Origin of the sequence: Paenibacillus chungangensis, from assembly GCF_042675905.1 — a bacterium.
GTDB lineage: Bacteria > Bacillota > Bacilli > Paenibacillales > Paenibacillaceae > Pristimantibacillus > Pristimantibacillus chungangensis.
The window spans coordinates 142,652-159,028 of record NZ_JBHTJZ010000033.1 but is presented as its reverse complement, the minus strand read 5'-3'; the positions used below and the strand labels follow the sequence as shown (position 1 = coordinate 159,028).

Here is a 16,377-nt window from a genome sequence, read left to right as displayed (position 1 = left end):
CCTTCCTATTTTTTAACTGCTTGCTACTCTCCGGCCTGGTAGCGATCATAGGCTTGTTGATAGACCCCGATCAGCTTGCTAAGCCCCATATCCTCCAGCTTCTTGAGATAGCCGTCCCAATCCTTGTCGATGCCGCCGTTCAGCATCCACGAAGCGTACATTTTATCGGTGTAGGTTCCGATGTCCGTCATATAGCGAGAGAGTTCGCTGTCCTCCTCAGCAGTGAAGTACGCCTTCGGGAATTCGTTGTAGACAAGATACGGCTCATAGAGCGCATCCAGTTCCGTCTTCGGCAGCTTCTGCTGATTCTCGCTGACGATCTTCTCTTGCATCTCCTTCGTCTGTGCCCATACGCTCATCGCCGTCTTCGGCACTTCCTTGAACTCGTCGGATGTCTTCCCTTCCGGTACCGGAATTACCCTGTACGTTCCGTCAGCCTGCTCCTCCAGATTCGGTCCGATTACGCCATGCACAGCCTGCATGCTGACCTCGGGATCGTACATGTAGTCAATCCAGCGGATCGCCACCTCGGGCTGTTCCGCTGCGCTAGTCAGCGAGAATGACCCCTTGAACAAGATGCCCGGCATAAAGCCCGCCCATTGCTGATGGCCTTCTGGTCCCTTCAATGGCGCAAGCGGCACGAAGTCGTTGTCCTCAGGCAGACCGACACTATTGTAATTCCAGGCGATGAAGGCACCGACCTGATCATTCTGGCTGATCTTGGCGGAGAATACCTTCCGGTCCTGCGTGAAGCTCTCCGGATCGGCAATTCCGTCCTTGAACAGCGTGTGGAAGTATTCGATCGCCTGCTTGTACTCCGGCTGAGCCGCCGTATAGATGACGTTATCTTCTTCCACGACGATATGGTTGCGACGGTCTACCCGACCGAACGAGCCGAAGAAGGAAGCGAGATCGGAATTCCAATCCTCCGCGCGGAACGTCAGCGGAATCTCATCCGCCTTGCCGTTGCCGTTCGCATCCTGCTCCTTGAACGCTTTCAACGCCTGATAGAATTCGTCCGTCGTCTCCGGAAGCGGCATATTCACCGCGTCAAGCCACTTCTTGTTGATGAACAGCGCCGGCTTCGATACCGCGTACACTTCATTAATCGTCGGCAGCGCGTAGATGTGCCCGTCGGGAGCGGTCAGCGCCTTGCGGTAATCCGGTCTGGCGTCGAACAACGCCTTGATGTTGGGCGCGTGCAGCTCTATCAGCTCCTCCAGCGGAATCAGTACCCCCTGCGAGCCGTACTTCACCACATCGGTCGCTTCATTCAAGATGCCGTGGCCATAGAAGCCTTCCGGCAGCTCCCCGCTCGCGAACAGCAGATTTTTCTTCTCCTGCCATGCGCTGCCGCCGGGGTTCAGCTCCCACTCGATACGCACATTCGTCTTCTCTTCCGCTTCCTTATAGAACAAATAATCGTTCATATGCTTGCCGGACGGCGATTGGAACGCTGCCAGCTTCAATGTCACCTTCTCGTTCACGATCGGGTAGCCTTCGGCATTGAAGTTGCTGCTTTGCTGCTCGCCCGCATTCCCATCGCTATTCTGTCCATTGCCCGCCGGCTCGTTCACGGCATTGCCGCTGCTGCAAGCAGAGAGCAGCAGTGCCAGCATAATTGTACCGGCTGTACCTTTTAACCACGGCTTTCGAGTTTTCATGAACAATAACCTCCCATTATAATAGTAGCCCTTGCATCCTAGCCCTTGCATCCTAGCCTTTCGCCTCAGTACCTGCTTCCCCTACTCCTTGAGCGATCCGATCATCACGCCTTTGACGAAGTATTTCTGAAGGAATGGGTACAACACGAGCACCGGCAAGCTGGCCACGACAATAACGCCGAACTTCATTAACTCCAGCACCCGCTGCTGCTCCGCCAGATCATGCACCTCCTCCACGAACATCTCCGATATCTCGTTGCTGATTAGAATGTTGCGGAGAATAATCTGGAGCGGCTGCAGTTCGTAATCCTTCAGGTATATCAATGCGTTGAAGTAAGAGTTCCAATGGTTAACCGCATAGAATAAGGTGACGACGGCCACGATCGGCAATGACAACGGGAGCGCGATCCGCAGGAAGAAGCGGAGATCCGAGCAGCCGTCAATCTGCGCCGACTCCAGCAGTTCGCCGGGCAGCGTCGTCTGGAAGAAGGTGCGAGTAATGATGATGTTAAACGCCGAAGCGGCATTGGGGATAATCATCGCCCAGATTGTATTGACCATGCTCAGATCCTTGACGAGCAAGTAAGTCGGAATAAGTCCGCCTCCGAAGAACATCGTGAACACGATCAGGAACATGAACACATTTTTGCCATACATATCTCGCCTGGATAGCGCGTAGCCCGCCGTCAATGTCAGCACAATGTTAAGGGAGGTGCCCAGTACGGTATACAGCAATGTGTTCCGGTAGCCCATCCATATCGATGCGTCCGAGAAGATGCGTTGGTACCCCTCCAGTGTGAACTCCTTCGGCAAGAACAGCAGGCTCCCACCGGCCATATTGGGTTCACTGAATGAAGATACGGCAACGTAGTACAGCGGGTAAATAACCGACAGCGACAGCAGCGACAGCACAGCGTAATTCATCCAGTCGAATACTCTGTCCGACCTCGAGTTCGAATAATTCAACTTCGTTCACCTCCTTCGTCTTGAATTATGTACATGCATCGACCTCTGCTACCACAGACTGTTTTGCTTCAATCGCTTGGCCAGCCGGTTCACCGACAGGAGCAGAATAAAGTTAATGACGGAGTTGAACAATCCGATCGCCGACGAGTAACCGTATTGCGCATTGAGTAGACCGACTTTATATACATAGGTTTGAATAATTTCCGACGCATCCACGTTCAGCGAATTTTGCATCAGATACACCTTCTCGAAGCCGACGGACATAAAGTTACCGATATTCAAAATGAGTAGAATGACAATGGTCGGAAGAATGGACGGAAGATCGATGTACGCGATGCGCTGCAGCTTGCTTGCGCCGTCCACGACAGCTGCTTCGTGCAGACTTGGACTGACCGATGTAAGCGCAGCCAAGTATATAATGGTCGACCATCCAATGTTTTGCCAGATACCCGAGAAGACGAAGATGGTCTTAAACCACTCCGGACTGCCCATAAAGAAGATCGGCTCTGCTCCGAACATCTTCATCAGTTCGTTCGCAATGCCGTTATGCGGCGACAGAAAGATATTCAGCATGCCGACGATAACAACTACCGAGATAAAATGGGGCGCATATGTCACCGTTTGAACAAACTTCTTGAAGCGGGCATTGCTTAAAGCATTCAACAGCAACGCCAGTACAATCGGCGCGGGGAAAGCGACAAGCAACTCGTATATGTTGATACCGAGCGTATTTTTCAATACCAGCCAGAACTGATAGGAGTCAAAAAATCGTTCGAAATGTTCGAAGCCGATCCATGGACTTCCTTCGATGCCTTTAATCGCTATGAAATCTTTGAAGGCTATCTGCGCCCCGTATATCGGAATGTAATGAAAAATGATAAAATAAGCGATCGTAGGTAGCACCAGCAAGTAAAGCTGATAAGACGCCATTATTCTCTTAGCCACCGCCGTCACGCCGGATTTCTTCTGCGTTTGCCGATCGGCCACTGCTGCTCCCCCGTCTTTGATAACGGTTTCATTTTCCACATGGTTCACCTCCTCCAGCTTCAAGCTTATGTATGGCCTGCAGGTTAACGCCTATCGTTCAGCGCCAGCCTCGTCAAGCCGATATCCGCCGCAGCGAATGGTTCTTCTCGAATGTAATGCATACGAACTGCAATCGGCTATAAGCGAAATGCGGATAGCGTGTGCGAGATGGGGCGCTATTGGTGAAATGTGAACCTATCGCTTACTTGTTCGCCCCTTTCCACTTCCGATATTCCGCAGGCGTCATGCCTACAGCCAGCTTGAACTTCCTTGTGAAGCTGGACGGATCAGCGTAGCCGATATGCTGAATCAGCTCCTTCACGGGACGATCGTCTTGCACCAGCAGAAGCTTCGCCTGCTCAATTCGGTATTGATGCACATATTCGCTTAGCGTACTGCCAGTCTTCTCCTTGAAGTAGCGGCTCAAGTAGGAAGTCGACACGGAGAAATCATCTGCCATCTGCTGCACAGAGAAGTGAAAGCTCTTCCCATTCGCTTGAATATAACCTACCATCTTGTCGATCATTCCAGCAGATTCGTCAGGAGCGCCAAGTCTGACCGTCTCCGAGAGGCTCATGCATGCCTGCGTCATCAATTCAGTCAATTCCTCTATCGTATCGAAGTTCATCAGCGTCCATACTTCGGGGAATTGCAGCTGCGCTCGCGGATACTCCAGCTTCAGCTCATGGACGACATTCATGACTGTCGTAATCATGTCGTAACATAGACATCGAGCCATCACGAGCGTCGTATTCGCCAGCCGGATCTGTTCCATCATCGCCCGTACCGTATCGGTCGCGCTTGCCGTCTCCCCTTGCTTGATCAGCAGACTGAGCCGGTCGAGCTCCTGTCTGGCGTAAGGAGACTCCCCCTCTTCAAGAAGTCCCAGTTCACGGAAAAAAATAACTCTGTCGCCCCCCTTGACGAGCTTATAGTCCGCTGCCGTACTGGCTTCAATCCAGGAACGTCCGGCATGCTGCAAGCTATCGTAGACGTTCCCGACACCCAGCACGATCGACTTGGCGAACGCGGTCTGAAGATGACGGTGCAGCCGGCCGATCCATTGCTCCAGCGCCGCATCACTGCAGGCGAGCGTAAGGACAATTATGAGCCGATGCTCCTCCAGCGTATCCTTGCAGAAGCCTTGAATGTGCTCATTAAGCTGACTATTCAGTTCTTCGACCAGCTTCTGCTTGCTTGTCCTGTCTAACCATTCGCCCTCCAGCACGATAACGCGTACTCGCTCCCAATTCAATCGAATGCCGGACAATTCGCCATGCCTGTTCCATTCCTTGACGCTGATTATCTGCCCCTTGAGCAGCTCCGACAGCATATGCTCCCTTACGGCATCCCGGCTCTGCTCCATCTTCCAGCCCAGCGCCCTGTTCGATTCCGCGGCGCGTGAGAGGAAGGAGCCGACCGCTTCCAGCTCATTGCCGCTTCCTTCAGGACGTTCCCAATATTTCTCGGCAAGTCTGACCAGCTTTTTGATAGGATAATAATTGTAATAGAGCGCCCCGAACGTAAGGAATCCGCCTAACGCGAGGATGAGTGCCGTCGCCTTGAACCAGGAGCGAACCGTATCGTCAATCGGCTTCATGACGTTGCCGACCGGTATCGTTATCACATAAGTCCAGCCCGTGCTTGCGGACGTCTGCCGCGACCAATAATAAGCCGCGCCGTCCACCTCGCGAATAGCGAATTGGCCGTACTCCCCTTGAAGGAACCGCTCCATCCCGTCGCTCATGGCAATATCGGATTGCCCATGACCGGCAATAAGACGACGCTTCGCATCGAATACGAGAATACTTCCCTGCCCGTATTCCGACAGATAACGGTCAGCGTCCAGCAACGCCTTCTCTTTGATGAGGAATGCAACTGTACCGTAAGGATTGGCGCTGCCCACCGGTATAGGAACCATATAAGTGATATAGCGATCATTAGTCGCTTGGGATGCAGCGGCCGGCTCGGCGGGCTGCAGGAATGGCCTCATCGATCCATTGATCGCCTCCATGAACCGACTCTGTTCCCACTCGCGGTAGGGATACATCTCGTTCAGGAACATGGATAATGGATATGTGCTTGCCGAAGAGTACAAATAGTCCTCTCCCCGGATGTAGTAAACAATTTCCTTCAAGTACTTGCTCGATATGAGATAATCGAGGAAGGGATTGGACGTGAATGCGGATGAAAAATAATCGGGAATGGAATAGGGCGTCAGCATAGGATGAACGGACATTCTGCCTGCCATCTCGTTCATCTGGGTCCACATGCCGTCCATATCCTCCTCCAGCTTCTCCAGCAATTGCAACTGATTGTCCCGTACTTGACGATTCAACGCCTCCTCCAGCTGATGATAACCAAATACGCCCAGCACAAGCAGCGGGACAACGAGCACAATTGTATAAGAAAGCAAGTATTTGTAGAACACCGACATCGACTTCGATTGGCCGATCTCTACATTTGCTTTGCCGGTTTCCATTTTGATCATCCCCCTTACTCTACGAGCTCTCACGACTTATATCCCGAAGTTTCAACCCTTGCAATGGGTAAGCGCTTACAGAATAAAAGGCATAAAGCTTCTCTCTTTTGGATCAAAACCATCATTCCTGCAACCGATTCATCTAGCGCAGTCGGTAGCCCTGATGAGACTCTTTTCTTGCATCCGCCCCTTTCCGCCGCTCCAGTATAGGAATCCTGCACTGGAGCGGCTCGGACGGCGTCTATTCGTTAAGTATACGACTTGTATGCCTGCTACGAATGCGATACCGCGAATCCAACGAATCAAGGGCAACGACTGAACAGGGCCGTCTTTGCCCCTCCTGCCGCACTGCGCTTGCAGTTAGGCATCGCTTCTGCGCAACAGCGTCTCGACAGGAATGGCATCTTTGCAACTGACGTACACTTTCGTTGCATTCTCTGCTGCTGCATGCTCCAGACGAATACGCCCGTCATCGCGCTCCAGCAGCCATATGCCCTGCAAGTAGAGCTGCAGTTCATGTACAGCTCCGTCATGGTGCACCCATTCGCGGGAGTACAGACTGACTTCTCTCTGACGACCATCCTCATCCAGCTGATCCTGTTCCACGCCTTCATATAGTCTCAGATCAGGATCGGTGACGCTTAACTTCAACTTGCTGCCGTCGCATTCTCGCAGCATAATGATGCATGGCGTATCTGCTCCCAGCAGCAAGCCTGCTCCCAGGTTATCCGTACTTTCGAACAGGACATAGCCGGTTGTCCCGCCGCTGCATTCTGTGACGACGTGTGCTTCTCTGTCATGTCGAAGCACCCTGTACGCCGCATCTGCTTCAGAGCGCATGGCTTCCGCCATACGCGACATCTCCGCCGGATCAGATTGGACGACTACCGCATATTCATATCGGCCGCCGCTCGGCGCCGCGCCATGGCAGAGCCATGCCGTGGCGAAATCGCCTACAGTCGGCGAATCGTCCTTCTGATGCGGGGATGTCTGGCGGGCTCGCAACAAGCCGATCGTCTGTCCGGCCGGCACGTAGTAGCCGTTCCCGCTCTGATCCATTAACCAGCGCACATCCCCCGTCCGACTCATCGTCTGCATCGGGAATGCAGTCACTGCTCCTTCTCCTCCGACGACAGTGGGAACGTCCTGCCGCTTCAACGCTTGCTGGAATAACGTCGTCTCCGTCTCATGCGCACGATCGTTATTCTCGATATCCGAGCCGAGCGCGACGATAAGACGGTCGAAGAAAAAGTAGGATTTTCGCGCCCGGTGGCTGCCGTCGTACTTCCCGTGCTCATGCAGCTTCATCGCGAATACGCCGTCGGCGCCGTCCAGGCTTGTCCCCCCGGCGAAGCTCTCGTCAGACAACGTCATCTCTTCGAATCCGCTGAAGCGGTCGACGTTGCGCACATCCGCACGCAGCTCTTCATAGGGCAGGTGCTTGGCGGTCGTCCCTGGCCACCGGTTCCAGTTCCACCCTTCCGGCACGAAGCCGCTGTCCCGGTGATTGACGGGATCGCCGCCGCCCAGTATTTGCAGGTGACCGTAGGCGATATATCGGCCGTACAGATTGCAATTCAAGTAAGTCTCGTTGCCCCATATGTAGCGGCTGAATCCTCTCACGCCGACAAGCCAGTTATCTCTCCGGTGATAAGCGGCACAAGCATAATTCATCGTCCAGTGTCCGGATGGATCGGACTCAGCTTCCGCGCCACGGGCACGGAGATAACGGCTTGTCTCTGTCTCTTCGCCAGGCTGCAGCAGACGCAGATAAGCCGCTGCCATCTCACTGTCGATATCGCTACTGTCGTTCGGCAACGCCGCCATCGCCATATCCCCATACACTTCCGGTTCGAGCGTCCACTTCCCTGTCGGATGCCTTCCGGAGATGGACAGCAGCCATTCTCTCTTGTTGCTGTAGAAGCGCATGGCAAGCAGAGACTTGCGGATGGTCTCATACGCCGCGATGGACAAGCAGAACGGCGTTCCAGCCAGCAGACGCACGACCGGCGTCAATCCTCGCAATCCGCCCAGCGCATAAGCTGGATAATGATTGACATGATGGTAGGCCGCGCCATCGGGCTTGAACATGGCCCGCAATCCGCGCGCAGGCAGACAGCATTGATCCAGCCACCGCTTCATCCGTTGCATAAGAACGACGGCCTCATCTCTCTTATCGATCAGCAGCAGAGCGCACATCATGCCTGTTAATGTCGTATTGAAGACGTCGGCATTGCCTTCCGTCTCCTCATCAGGCAGGCAGATCCGTCCCAGACCGCTATACCAGCTCAGCATGCGCTGCGTGCGGTCAAGCTGTCCCGCTTCCCTCAGCACCTTCCGCATCAGATAGGCCGCAGGGTATAAGCCGGTCATATTGTAGCCCAGATGATGCGCTGTCCCTTGACTGCTGCCCCAAGCCCACCCTTGATCTTCCAGATGTACGATCGTGTCGATGAACCAATGCTCCAGTTGAGTCTTCTGCGCCGCATCATTGCTTTGCCGACAAGCAACGGCCAGCTCTAACAGGAAATCCGTCACCTTGCGAAGATCCGCCGCATCGTTCAGAGACAGCAGTCGCTCCGACTGGGACGCCGGGTAGAAACCTTTGATATGCACCACATCAATCGTTCTTCCAACAACTCGATCATCTTGACGCTTAATGCGCAAGGCTAGATAGAACGCTTCCAATTGTTCCAGAGAATACGACTTCGCGCGATGTTGTTCCATCAGCCAGTCATCCCAACGCCGCTCCATCAGCCGCAGTCCTTCCCTCTCTTCTGCGGAGACGGAAGACCCGCCCAGTTGCGCCGTCTCTTCCGCCAATCGGCTTCGCAACGCTTGATCCATACGCAGCAATGCAAGCCAGTGACTATTCGCCGCTTCGTCGGCTCCCCTATTGACGAAAGGCACTTGCTCATCGCGCGTATGATGTCTGGGGTCGACTGACGCACAGGAGATCAGCTGATCGAAGTACAGCGTCCCTTCCTCTTCTTCGGGAGCGATTATCGTAAGCGTGTCCATATCCTCCGCAGGAACACCCTCCATATCCCGGGCATAGGCGACTCTGGCCGTTCGCCATCCGTGGAATTGCAAGCCGCAGGAGAATGCACAGTCCTCCCGTTCTCCTCTGCCGAACACGAACCTCAGCTGTCCGCTCTTCGGTTGTTCTGAATATATCCATAGGCCGAACGTCGATATCGCCTGATTCCTGTTGTTGGATACGTAAGGGCGATAGCCGATCAGGGCACGAACCGTCAGCCGATCCCCCGGGCGATAGTCCCAGCGCAGCGATTGCGCTCCGTCCCGGTAATGCCGGCAGCTGACACTAAGCCGGGAGCCCAGACTTGCGCTAATCTGCTCCGGAACGTCGTTTTCAAAGGAGAATATATAACCATTCTGGTCAATGATATCCATTGGTCTACCTTCCTTTCCCAAGATCGTACACTTGCAGATTGGCGTATTCCGCCACGAGAGGCGCCATTTGCCGAAAGCCAATCTTGCCCCCTCCAAGCAGAGGGCCCCAGGAAGCTCCGTCATCGCGCCATTCGAATATTTTCAATTCCTGAATGAACAACTGCAGCTTCTCCTTGCTCTTGACGATCAGCATCCTGTACGGAGCTGAGGCATCGACGGCATAAGGAATGGGATCGGCGCCTTGGCAGACGAGATGAGCCCCGTAGCTCTTGCGCAAGTTGCACGTATGGAACGCCCGTTCCTCTGGATATCTTCGGCGGAAATAGGAGACGTGGAACGCATTGATATCTCCGCTATGATATTGGCCATACTCTCCTCTGCGCTCCGCAAGAGCGGCATCGAACAAGTCCTCGCCTTGCCGTCCTGACGCCGCCAGGAACATCATCGCCAGGCCCGGTTCCCGCAATGGACGGAATTCCCACGATATGGCGATGTCGGACGGGAACGTCTCCGGACACCAATAGACGAAGTTGGACTGCTGTCCAAGCGACGGATCAAGCACATTCTCCAATCTCATGACACCATCGGGGAACGAGACGCGCGCCTCCCCTTCCATTCGGAAGTCGGCCGTATCCAACGCCGAGCGCAGCGGGTTGCTATATATTAATTGAGCTGTTTGCGGCAGCACCGCAATCCCCCCTCTCCAAGCTCCATCCATTATAATGAATCTCACCTCAGACAGGCGATAAGCCGATTCCGCACCCCATGTGTCAAATATGAACCCTTTCCCCAGCAGCGCTCATCAGCCCTTAATGCCGGCGCTCGCCATGCCTTCCACAAAGTACTTCTGCGCGAACACATAGACGAGCACGGTAGGAATGACCGCGGATACCGCCGCCGCCATGAGCAGCGCATATTCGGTGTTGTACTCCGTCTGGAAATGCTGCATCCCGAGCTGGAGCGTGTATAAGCTGTCGGAGGTCAGGTAAATGAGTGGACCAAGAAAGTCATTCCAGGAATGCATAAAGGTGAAAATGACCAGGCTGGCAATAGCTGGCTTCGTCAGCGGCATGATGATACGCCAATAAATGCCGAATTCAGTCAGCCCGTCAATTCGAGCCGCCTCCGACAGCTCTTCCGGTATCGTCATATAGAATTGTCTGAACAGGAAGACGCCGAACGGATTGAAGGCGCCAAGCAAAATGAGAGCCCAATGCGAGTCCACCAATCCGAACTGCTTCATCAGCATAAACTGCGGAATCATCATCACCTGATAAGGAATCATCATCGTGGCAATGTACAAGAAAAACAATTTGTCCCGCTCAGGAAAGCGCACTCTGGCGAATGCGTAAGCAGCCAGCGAGCAAGTGACAATCTGGAAGAGCGTAATGAGCACTGCCAGCTTCACCGTATTCATGTAATACGTGAGAAATGGCACACGCGTCCATACTTCTACGTAATTGCTCCAGTAGAACGTCTCCGGAATCCATTGAATGGGAAATCCGAAGATTTCCGATTCCTTCTTCAACGATGCGGAGAGCATCCAGACGAACGGAATAATCATAGACAACGCGACGGCAGACACGATGATATACAAAAATGCTTTTTTCAGCGTTGTCCCTGCCCTGCGGCTTACAAGCGAATTTTGACTTTTTTGCTCTAGATAGCTATTCATGGCATTGCCTCCTCTCCCCATTAGTAGTTGACCCATTTCTTCTGTCCGACAAACTGCAAAGCCGCGATAAGCAGAATAATGATGAACAGCACATAAGCCATCGCCGAGGCATAGCCGTAATCGAAAGATTTGAATGCCGTATTGTAGATGTCGTATACAAGCACGTGCGTCGAGCGTCCGGGGCCGCCTTGGGTCAGGATGAAGATCAAGTCGAACACTTTGAACGAATTGATGACCCCAATAATCGTCGTGAAGAAGATAACCGGCGACAGCATCGGCAGCGTCACATTGAAGAACTTCCTCACAGCTCCCGCTCCGTCAATCTCTGCAGCCTCATACAGATGGGAAGGTATGCCTTGCAAGCCCGCCAAATATAAAATCATATAATAGCCGACAGAATGCCATACGTAGACAATCATAACGGACAGCAGCGACCAATCGGTGGACGACAGCCATCCCGGAGGCGAATCTACGCCAACGGCGCGGAGAAATTCGTTGATCGGTCCCATCGACGGATTGAACAACAGCTGCCAGATGATAGCCACCGCTATTGTAGCAGTAATATGCGGCAAGAAGATCGCTGTGCGGAATAGCGGAATCCAACGCAGCCCCTTGTTCAGCGCGATGGCGATTAGAATGGACAATAGCAAGGTAACCGGAACGGATACGACTGTGAATAGCATGCTATTCACTAGTGAAGTGCGGAAGTTGGTATCTCCCATTAGACGGATATAATTGTCCACTCCGACAAATTGAATCGTGCCGAATCCGTTCCATTCGGTGAAACTCATTACGAACGACGCCAGCACCGGCAGTAGAATAAATGCCATAAAACCTATTATATTGGGCAGCAAAAAAGAGTAGCCAACCAACCGGTTTCTCGCGTTTATGGATAGCGGCTTTCTCATGATTGTCATCCTCCTTCAACATCAGATTGGAAAGACAGAAGGGAAAAGCTTCAGCCATTCGAAGCTTTCCCCTTCGCTTTCAGCTTAACGGCCGTCATGTTTATTTCGTCTGGAAATCCTCGCCGTATTTGTTGGCCCATTCCGCTTGAATGCGCTCTTCGATCCGCTTGATCGCCTGCTCTGCCGTCTGCTCGCCCGCCAGCGCCAGCTCACCCTCCTGGGTGTAGATCTGACCGACAATAATGTTCTTGACACCAGGCAGCATCGGATATTCCGGGTACTCCCTCTGTTCCAGGAAGTAATGCAGATTGGCCGGCTTTCGGCTGCCTTCGCCGATGTACGCCTTCTTGATCTCATCGTTCGTAAAGCCGGTCAAGTAGCCTCTGGAGGCGAATACCTCCGCGCCTTGCGCGCCGGTCATGAAGGCAACAGCCTTGAACGCCTCTTCCTTATGCTTCGAGTTTTTGTTCATCATCAACGTGACGGGAAGCGCAAGACTCGTGTTGGCGGATACACCATCGGGATGCGGGATCGGCACGACGTCCCAGTCGAAGTCGATCTTGCCTTCATCTTCGGCTTGACGAAGCTGCGCGACATGCCAGTCGCCGATCAGATTCATGGCCACATTCCCCTTCTGGAAAGCGGCGTTGTAATGCGCGCCTGTCGACTTCTGCTCGGACCAGCTCATGATGGAGCCTTCCTGCTCCATATCCATACGCAACTGCAGCGCGTTCTTGAATTCGCTCAGATCTTTGTCAATAATCGTGCTGCCCTTCTGCACCGCTTGCATATACCAGGTCTGCGGCCACTGCTGCATATACGCGCCGTATACCTTGTCCGCTCCACTCCCGTGCGTCATCGCCTTCGCCAGCTCGCGGAATTCCTCCCACGTCATATCGTCGCTTGGATACGGAACGTTGTACTGGTCGAACAGCGTCTTGTTGTAATACAGCATCCAATTCGACTTGCGATACGGCAAGCCGTACGTATGGCCATTGATCTTCATGCTGTCCAGCAGCACGCCATAACCCGACATGTCCGTATTATTATCCTTCAAGTACCCGTCAAGCGGCTCCAGAATGCCTGTGTCCAGCATGACGTCCAGATTGCCCGCGAACAGATCATAATCTGCTCCACCGGACAATTGCAGTCTCAGTTTTTCATAATATTGCTTCTGGGGATACGTTTCGAATTCAATCGCAATATTAGGATTCTCTTTTTGGAATTCCGTGTAAGCTGCCTTGAACGCTTCCAGATCGTCGGGTAGCACCGGCATTTTCAATGTGACCTGCTCCGCACCGCCTTCCCCGCCGCCTTCCGATGAAGTCTTTCCTTGCGAGCCGCCCGTTGTGCCCTGCGAGTTACCGTTGTCACCGCTGCATCCTGCCAGCAATCCCATTGTCAAAATGATCGCCATACCGGCGGTCCATATTTTTTTCATTTTGCTTTCCCCCTCAGTTTCGATTAAGATGAGTTTACGGTTTTATTGTATAAGCGCTTACACAAGCCCGGTAAGTGGAAAGTTTTATTCCCCCCCGGGACTCAATCTCGCCATTCGGAGTGAACGATATGATCTATGTCATGCTTCTTTGTCTCGTTTTCTTCGTCCTTCTTATTATTCGGAACCGGGACAGCTTGTCGACCCGCTTCCTGTTCGGAGTCATTGCCGGGTGGACGCTGTCGTTCGTGGCCCTTGTCCTGTACATCGGCAAGTTCAATTATTATTATCAGATTCAGCAGGCGTTCTTCGACTTCAGTCCAGGCACATGGAACTACCTCGTCTTGGCCAATCTTCATCCTGAGCTGCTGATTCGCATGCTGAACGGCGGAGTCATTCTGTACAATTACGCCATCTTATGCTTTGCGCTGTCATTTACCCGCTTCCGCGTGCTTCATCGCAAGCCGGTATATGGGCTGCTAACCGCGCTGCTTCTGCTTCAGGTCAGCTTCTTCGATCCCTGGGTACAGCTGGCGCTGCAGAATCAGGCCCACGCTTCTTCCTCGGCATTCCTTTGGAGGGATACGATGCAATGGATCGAGCATGTGATGCAATGGATGAACTGGTGTATGCCGGTCATCGCATTGAGCCTGTTCGCCATTTATTATATCCGATTTCCCCGCATCAAGTTTTTGAAGCGCTACGCCTTGGTGCAGACGTTATCCGTCATGCCGATTATTGCGATTCACTACATGATGTTCTCCTGGGCACCCAGGAATCTGGTCAGGGCGACTTATCTGGACGGTTATATCAATTATGCGCATCCGCAGATTATCGACGCCAAGCTGTTGTTTACCGTATTTCCCTACGTCGTCGTGCTTGCGTTTGCCTTTATCTTTTACTTGCTCTTCCGTTACCGCTCGATCGAAGCCTATCATCGTTCCCGGGACATGCGCGTTGACAATAGCATCGACACCGCGAATCTCGGCGTACGCGCTTTCACGCATGCGCTGAAGAATCACCTGCTTGCGATCCGCTCCGAAGCGGAATATTTGCAGGACAAGCATGCGTCGGACGAGGATACGGCCTACAGCCTCCGTCTCATGCTTGACTCATGCGAGCGTTCGTTCCGCAGCATCGACGATGCAGCCAACAAGCTGGGCCATATTCAGTTGAATCTGCAGCCGCAGCCGCTGTCGCTGCCGGTGGCGCAGGCGATGGAGAGATTCCGGCATCTGCAATACGAACCGCAGATTATCGCGCGTTATCACCCGGAGGAATTACTTGTGTATATGGACACGGTTCATATGGAGGAGACGGTCGCGAACATGATCGAGAACGCTGTGGAGTCATTGCGTCGGTCGGACCGCAAAGGTACGCTGCGCCTCAGTACGGAGCGGCACAATCATTGGGGCGTCATCAAGATAGCCGACAACGGTCCCGGCATGTCCGATGAGGAGCTGGAGCGGGTGTTCTCCCCGTTCTATACGACCAAATCGTCCGTCAACAACTGGGGCATCGGCTTGTCCTTCTGTCATCAGATCGTCAGCGGACACGATGGCAAAATCGAAGTAGACAGCAAGCCGGGGGAAGGGGCTGTATTCCGCATCCTCCTGCCATTGATTAATGGATAGAACAAAATAGAACGCTTAGGGAGGGGGAATAAATGATTCCCCCTCGTGTCCAGGATCATAAGTGATGCAGGACATTAGCATCTTGAAAGGGGATGTCATCATGACAAGCGGACCGATTAAAATCATTATCTCCGACGATATGGAGGCGCACCGCCGCAGACTGGAGCGCATACTTGGCGCACAGGACGACATGCTGCTCACCGCCTCGGCGAAGTCGGGGTATGAAGCGGTCATGGCGGCCGCTCTGCATCAGCCGGATATCGTCCTGCTTGACATCGAGATGGAGAGTCGTCATGCCGGCATTGAGGCGGCCAAGCAAATTCACGAGAAGCTGCCTGAGGTAAAGATGATTATGCTGACAGTCCATAAGGACGACAGCATCGTATTCGCCGCCTTCCAGAGCGGCATCGTCGATTATGTGCTGAAGACGGCCGGTCCCGCGGAGATTGTGGAGGCAATCCGGCTTGCCCATGCCAACATGTCCCCGATCAGACCTATCATCGCAGAGAAGATTCGCACTGAATTCATGAGGATTAAGAAGACGGAGAGCAGTCTGCTGCACACGCTGCAGATCGTATCGGAGCTGACCCCCAGTGAGCTGCAGGTGCTGAAGCTACTATGCGAGAACAAGACGCGCAAGGAGATTGCCCGTGAGAGAAGCGTGGAACAGGATACCATCAAAAAGCAGATAACGAGCATTCTGAAGAAATTCGGATTGCCTTCCACCTCCGAGGTTGTGCATATGATTAACGATCTGCATATTTTTGAAATGCTTAAGAAAATTTGATGCAGGTGACACGAACCTTGGAAAGCACGTGAATTGGTATCGGGGAAAGAGTCCGGAAGCGCCGATCGGCTACCTTGTGGAGGAATATGATCTCACAGCCTCGGCGTTAGACCGCTGGATCCTCCAAGCTCCTTCAAGGAGAAGCATAATCGCTCGTCAGGTGAAAAGGAACTGATGTCGCTACGAAAAGAGAATTAACGCCTGAAGATGGAAGTAGATATCCAGAGCCTTCATCATCTGTAGTTGGAACTGTACGACTACGTCAACTGGTTTAACAAGCATCGGATTCATGGAACACTGGGGACATGACGTCTGTTCAGTACCGCCAGGCAGCCCTCAAAAAAGTTGTTTGAATTACTGTTGACAATCCAACTCGAGAAATA

12 protein-coding genes are annotated in these 16,377 nt (G+C 53.1%); 3 read left to right on the top strand and 9 right to left on the bottom strand.

Going from position 1 to position 16,377, the window contains the following annotated elements; translation table 11 throughout:
• Window positions 1–23 precede the first annotated feature (23 nt).
• The 9 genes from ACFQ2I_RS17950 to ACFQ2I_RS17910 all read right to left on the bottom strand — a co-directional run bounded on the left by ACFQ2I_RS17950 (window position 24) and on the right by ACFQ2I_RS17910 (window position 13,576).
• Complete coding sequence (locus tag ACFQ2I_RS17950) at window positions 24–1,664, bottom strand: ABC transporter substrate-binding protein (RefSeq protein WP_377566596.1); 1,641 nt, start codon at window positions 1,662–1,664, stop codon at window positions 24–26.
• An 81-nt stretch (window positions 1,665–1,745) separates the two neighbouring features.
• Entirely contained in the window at window positions 1,746–2,588 is an 843-nt protein-coding gene (locus ACFQ2I_RS17945; protein WP_377566730.1) for a carbohydrate ABC transporter permease, read from the bottom strand.
• Window positions 2,589–2,678: 90 nt separating this feature from the next.
• Window positions 2,679–3,560 carry an ABC transporter permease gene (locus ACFQ2I_RS17940; protein ID WP_377566728.1) on the bottom strand — a complete coding sequence of 294 codons (882 nt, stop codon included), beginning with the start codon at window positions 3,558–3,560 and terminating at the stop codon, window positions 2,679–2,681.
• A gap of 298 nt (window positions 3,561–3,858) precedes the next feature.
• The gene (locus ACFQ2I_RS17935; RefSeq protein WP_377566594.1) at window positions 3,859–6,138 is read right to left on the bottom strand and encodes a helix-turn-helix domain-containing protein; all 2,280 of its coding nucleotides are present in this window, start codon (window positions 6,136–6,138) and stop codon (window positions 3,859–3,861) included.
• A gap of 360 nt (window positions 6,139–6,498) precedes the next feature.
• Complete coding sequence (locus tag ACFQ2I_RS17930; protein ID WP_377566592.1) at window positions 6,499–9,552, bottom strand: chondroitinase family polysaccharide lyase; 3,054 nt, start codon at window positions 9,550–9,552, stop codon at window positions 6,499–6,501.
• 4 nt (window positions 9,553–9,556) lie between these two features.
• Window positions 9,557–10,270 carry a DUF1961 family protein gene (locus ACFQ2I_RS17925; protein ID WP_377566590.1) on the bottom strand — a complete coding sequence of 238 codons (714 nt, stop codon included), beginning with the start codon at window positions 10,268–10,270 and terminating at the stop codon, window positions 9,557–9,559.
• An 84-nt stretch (window positions 10,271–10,354) separates the two neighbouring features.
• Complete coding sequence (locus ACFQ2I_RS17920; protein ID WP_377566588.1) at window positions 10,355–11,227, bottom strand: carbohydrate ABC transporter permease; 873 nt, start codon at window positions 11,225–11,227, stop codon at window positions 10,355–10,357.
• Between the two features lie 20 nt (window positions 11,228–11,247).
• Entirely contained in the window at window positions 11,248–12,135 is an 888-nt protein-coding gene (locus ACFQ2I_RS17915) for a carbohydrate ABC transporter permease (protein ID WP_377566586.1), read from the bottom strand.
• A 100-nt stretch (window positions 12,136–12,235) separates the two neighbouring features.
• Complete coding sequence (locus ACFQ2I_RS17910; RefSeq protein ID WP_377566584.1) at window positions 12,236–13,576, bottom strand: ABC transporter substrate-binding protein; 1,341 nt, start codon at window positions 13,574–13,576, stop codon at window positions 12,236–12,238.
• 128 nt (window positions 13,577–13,704) lie between these two features.
• Here ACFQ2I_RS17910 and ACFQ2I_RS17905 point away from each other — a divergent pair, with 128 nt between their 5' ends.
• The 3 genes from ACFQ2I_RS17905 to ACFQ2I_RS17895 all read left to right on the top strand — a co-directional run bounded on the left by ACFQ2I_RS17905 (window position 13,705) and on the right by ACFQ2I_RS17895 (window position 16,303).
• Window positions 13,705–15,207, top strand: a complete 1,503-nt coding sequence (locus ACFQ2I_RS17905) for a sensor histidine kinase (protein ID WP_377566582.1) — start codon at window positions 13,705–13,707, stop codon at window positions 15,205–15,207.
• 64 nt (window positions 15,208–15,271) lie between these two features.
• Window positions 15,272–15,994 (top strand): response regulator, encoded by a 723-nt coding sequence (locus ACFQ2I_RS17900; protein WP_377566580.1) that lies wholly within the window; start codon window positions 15,272–15,274, stop codon window positions 15,992–15,994.
• Window positions 15,995–16,237: 243 nt separating this feature from the next.
• Window positions 16,238–16,303, top strand: coding sequence for a hypothetical protein (locus ACFQ2I_RS17895; RefSeq protein WP_377566726.1), 66 nt, complete (start codon window positions 16,238–16,240; stop codon window positions 16,301–16,303).
• Window positions 16,304–16,377 lie beyond the last annotated feature (74 nt).